The organism is Acinetobacter sp. UBA2063 (assembly GCF_002333245.1).
GTDB classification, from domain to species: Bacteria; Pseudomonadota; Gammaproteobacteria; order Pseudomonadales; family Moraxellaceae; genus Acinetobacter; species Acinetobacter parvus.
This window is the reverse complement of the sequence record NZ_DDAH01000204.1, coordinates 1-4,104: the sequence shown is the minus strand read 5'-3', so window position 1 is coordinate 4,104 and position 4,104 is coordinate 1. Positions and strand designations below refer to the sequence as shown.

Annotated in this window: 5 protein-coding genes; 3 read left to right on the top strand and 2 right to left on the bottom strand. The window is 42.4% G+C overall.

Translation table 11 applies throughout. The annotated features are described in order from the left end of the window. Positions 1 to 293: alpha/beta fold hydrolase (locus B4H32_RS09885; RefSeq protein WP_286802696.1), on the top strand; the 293-nt coding region annotated here is incomplete at its 5' end. 37 nt (positions 294 to 330) lie between these two features. On the opposite strand, the gene purN is transcribed toward B4H32_RS09885, so the two are convergent. Further along, complete coding sequence (purN, locus tag B4H32_RS09880; RefSeq protein ID WP_286802703.1) at positions 331 to 972, bottom strand: phosphoribosylglycinamide formyltransferase; 642 nt, start codon at positions 970 to 972, stop codon at positions 331 to 333. After that, positions 966 to 2,039, bottom strand: coding sequence for a phosphoribosylformylglycinamidine cyclo-ligase (gene purM, locus B4H32_RS09875; protein WP_286802694.1), 1,074 nt, complete (start codon positions 2,037 to 2,039; stop codon positions 966 to 968). Before purM ends, purN begins: the two co-directional genes overlap by 7 nt. Positions 2,040 to 2,172: 133 nt before the next feature. On the opposite strand from purM, the gene cxpE reads away from it, so the two are divergent. Both cxpE and hda read left to right on the top strand, forming a co-directional pair. Next, positions 2,173 to 3,366 (top strand): chloramphenicol efflux transporter CxpE, encoded by a 1,194-nt coding sequence (cxpE, locus tag B4H32_RS09870; protein WP_286802692.1) that lies wholly within the window; start codon positions 2,173 to 2,175, stop codon positions 3,364 to 3,366. Positions 3,367 to 3,386: 20 nt separating this feature from the next. Then, positions 3,387 to 4,085 carry a DnaA regulatory inactivator Hda gene (gene hda, locus B4H32_RS09865; RefSeq protein ID WP_004676821.1) on the top strand — a complete coding sequence of 233 codons (699 nt, stop codon included), beginning with the start codon at positions 3,387 to 3,389 and terminating at the stop codon, positions 4,083 to 4,085. Positions 4,086 to 4,104: the final 19 nt, after the last annotated feature.

Here is a 4,104-nt window from a genome sequence, read left to right as displayed (position 1 = left end):
ATCATGCGTTGACCAATGATCCACAGCGTGGTGGTGTGACTTTAACCATTCCAAAAGATGATGAAGTGGCGATATTTAGAACCACACCGTCAATGTGGTGGTTGCCAATGCCTAAACCACCTGTTCCTGTACATCTCGTGGTTGGCAGTGACAGTGTGTTCTTAAAAAAGAAACTTCCTCAAGTAGCAAAAAAGAAATTAGGAATCCCTTTTTCTGTCGTGGAGGGTGGGCATATGTTTCCTTTGGAGCATCCTGTGGAAACTGCCGAAAAAATTAAAAATCTGGTTATTTAACTCAAATAAAAAACGCATCCGAAGATGCGTTTTATTTTCAAAACTGGGCAAACTGAATTGGTTTTTCTAATAGTTTCTGGTTGAAATAAGCCTGACCATTTTCCCAGGTGAGCTGACCATTACATAACCATTGTACTACTTGAGGATAAATAAAATGCTCAAGTTCATGTACACGCTGTGCCAAACTTTCTGCTGTATCCTGTAAACTCACCTGAATCACAGACTGGGCAATACTTTGTCCCGCATCCAGTTCGGCTGTTACAAAATGAACCGTACAACCATGCAATCGATCTCCTGTATTTAACACACGTTGATGTGTATTCATCCCTTTATAAAAAGGAAGCAGGGAAGGATGGATATTTAACATCTTGCCTTGCCATTTACTGACAAATTCTGGTGTTAAAATCCGCATAAAACCCGCAAGAATCACAAGATCAACTTGCCATGCCAACAGTTGCTGATGCATGGCTACATCAAAACTTTCCCGATTGGGAAAGTTTTTATGGGAAATCACAGCGGTGGCAATATTGGCGTCCTCGGCGCGTCGTAATGCATAGGCATCAGCTTTGTTGGAGAGAACACCAACGATTTGCCCTGACAACTGTTTACCATGTTGGGCGTCAATCAGGGCCTGTAAGTTGCTACCATTACCAGAAACAAGTACCGCAATTCTCATGATGCAAAGATCACACGAATTTTTTCGTCTGCACCCTCAACTGATTCAGCATTTTCCTGAATGTGACCAATTTTCCAGGCTTTTTCGCCTTGAGCTGTTAATACTTCAATGGTTTTATCCGCTTCGCTTGGATCAACCGCAATCACCATACCAACGCCACAGTTAAAGGTACGATACATTTCAAAGCGTTCTACATTACCTTCACGTTGTAACAACTGGAATAATTCAGACCATTCCCAGCTTGACTCGTCAATTACAGCTTGAGCGCCATTTGGAAGTACACGTGGCAGGTTACCAGGTAAACCACCACCCGTGATATGAGCCATTGCATGAACATCGACTTGTTTGCAAAGCTCTAACACTGGTTTTACATAAATACGGGTTGGCTCCATAGCAACATCTGCAAGTGGACGACCATCAACAATTTGAGTTAAGTCTACATTCTTAACATCTAAAATTTTGCGTAGCAATGAGTAACCATTTGAATGGGCACCACTTGAAGCAACGCCAATCAACACGTCACCTGATTTTACTTTAGAGCCATCAATAATTTTGCTCTGTTCAACCACACCCACGGCAAAACCAGCGAGATCGTAATCTTCGCCCTCATACATGCCTGGCATTTCGGCAGTTTCACCACCGACCAATGCACAGCCAGCAAGCTCACAACCTTTAGCAATACCTGTCACTACATTTGCAGCCACATCAACATTCAAATGACCCGTTGCATAATAGTCCAGGAAGAACAATGGTTCAGCACCACAAACCAGCAGATCATTGACACACATTGCCACCAAATCTTGACCAATGGTATCGTGACGATTGAGATTCAGTGCCAAACGTAATTTAGTCCCTACGCCATCTGTTCCTGAAACCAATACAGGTTCTTCATAACCTTTTGGAATTTTGCATAGGGCACCAAAGCCACCTAAACCGCCCATGACTTCAGGACGAGTGGTACGCTTAGCGGCAGATTTGATACGATCGACCAGTGCGTCGCCCGCTTCAATGTCGACCCCCGCATCTTTATAGCTTAAACCAGTATTTGGGGTAGAAGTTGAGTTGCTCATAGTGAAGTCTCCGCATTGGCGGCAGATTATAACCCGAATATACGAAACTCTTCTGTTATTTATGCCCGAAAATGCTATCTTTATTAAAAATTTTTTCCATTTATAACGATTACACCAAGAAAGGCTAGATTTTATGCAAGATCAGGTATTGCGTCGTATCTTTATTCTCGCGGGACTCGCACTACTACTCTGGGTATTATATCTGTTGAAGCCAGTGGTATTGCCATTTGTAGGGGCATTCTTTATTGCCTATCTGTTTAGTCCGCTTGTTGACACACTTGTAAAGTTTAGACTGCCACGTTGGTTGGCCATTAGTGTTGTATTTGTTGGGATTGGTATTACTTTAACCGTAGTTTTATGGTTTCTTGTGCCACTGGTATGGGAACAATTAATTTACGCCCGTGACAGTATTCCAGCAGGGATTCATTGGATTAACTCAACCTTTCTGCCTTGGGTATCCAAAACCTTTAATGTTATTCCAATGGAACTGGATACCGAACAAATTTCCAAAACGATCATGGAATATGTCCAGACCAATTATAGTGCGGATAGTATTCAAACCATGTTGCTACGTCTAGCTCAATCAGGTCTGAATTTTATTCAACTGGGCGGGGTGGTGATTTTAATTCCAATAATTTCATTCTATTTCCTTCTTGATTGGGAAAGAATGTTGCAAAGCTTTAGACGCTTGATTCCTCGGCCTTACGAAGCATCGACCTTGAGAATTGTGGGTGAATGTCACAGTGTATTGGGTGCATTTGTGAAAGGGCAGTTTCTGGTGATGTTATTACTGGGAATTGTATATGCTGTTGGATTGCAGTTGATTGGGCTGGAGGTTGGCCTGATTATTGGGATGATCGCTGGTTTGGCGAGTATCATTCCTTATCTAGGTTTTGCGGTTGGTATTATTGCAGCGGTTGTTGCCACCTTGTTCCAATTTGGATTGGACTGGACACAGCTTCTCTTGGTGGGTGTTGTGTTCATGATTGGACAAATGGTTGAAGGATATATTCTGCAACCTTTCTTGTTGGGCGATAAAATTGGTTTATCTCCAGTTGCGGTGGTGTTTGCAGTATTAGCTGGCGCACAACTGGGTGGTTTCCTTGGGATGTTGATTGCATTACCTGTCGCAGCAGTGATTGTGGTGTTGTTAAAGCATGCGCGTGACAATTACGAAAAAAGCCGTCTTTATGGGTTACCGATTGAGATGAGTATTTCCCAGGGTGAAATTCAGCACATCAATGTTGATGCGGGTGATGTAGAACTTGATATTGAAATGAAAAACTCTCAAGATACAGGCACTTCAAATTCAAATGACTTTAAGTAATTGGGGAATATATTAACGATATGCGTCAACTGCAACTGGATATAGAACCACAACTGGATGCCCGAATCAGCGATTTTTCAGGTCCAGGTTGGGGAAATGTGGTTGATGCGGTCCGACAGTTACATGCAGGCTTGGTCAGCCGATTTTATGTCTATGGCGGAGCTGGAACAGGCAAGAGCCATTTGCTGTCTGCAATTTGTGATTCATATCTGGAATTAGGCCGCCGAGCAATAAAAGTATCTTTGCTGGAACTATTGGATGCGCCTATAGAGGCCATTACCTCTTTAGAGTTTTACGAATTGGTTGCTTTAGATGATATTGATGCAATCAGTGGGGTCCCTCATTGGCAGAAAGCAGTTTTCCATTTAATCAATAATCATGAAGGGCAACTGGTATTTTCTTCCCGTGTGGCACCTATTGAATTAAAACTTGAACTACCTGATTTGCAGTCCAGACTAACGCAGGCGGTAAGCGTAAAAGTTCCAAATGGAAGTTCATATGCAGACCGACAAGCCTTACTTCAGTCTGTTATGATAAGACGGGGTATTCATTTTGATCAGCAAATCGTTGACTATTTATTGAATAATGGCCCGCATCAAGCGTCAGTATTGTTACAAACGCTGGCCCAACTTGAAAAAATGCTAAAAGGCGAAAAAACCAGGCTTTCCAATATGACACTCAAGCAAATCTATGCATTGATTGATGAATATCGTCAATAATTTGACATCCTCCCCGACC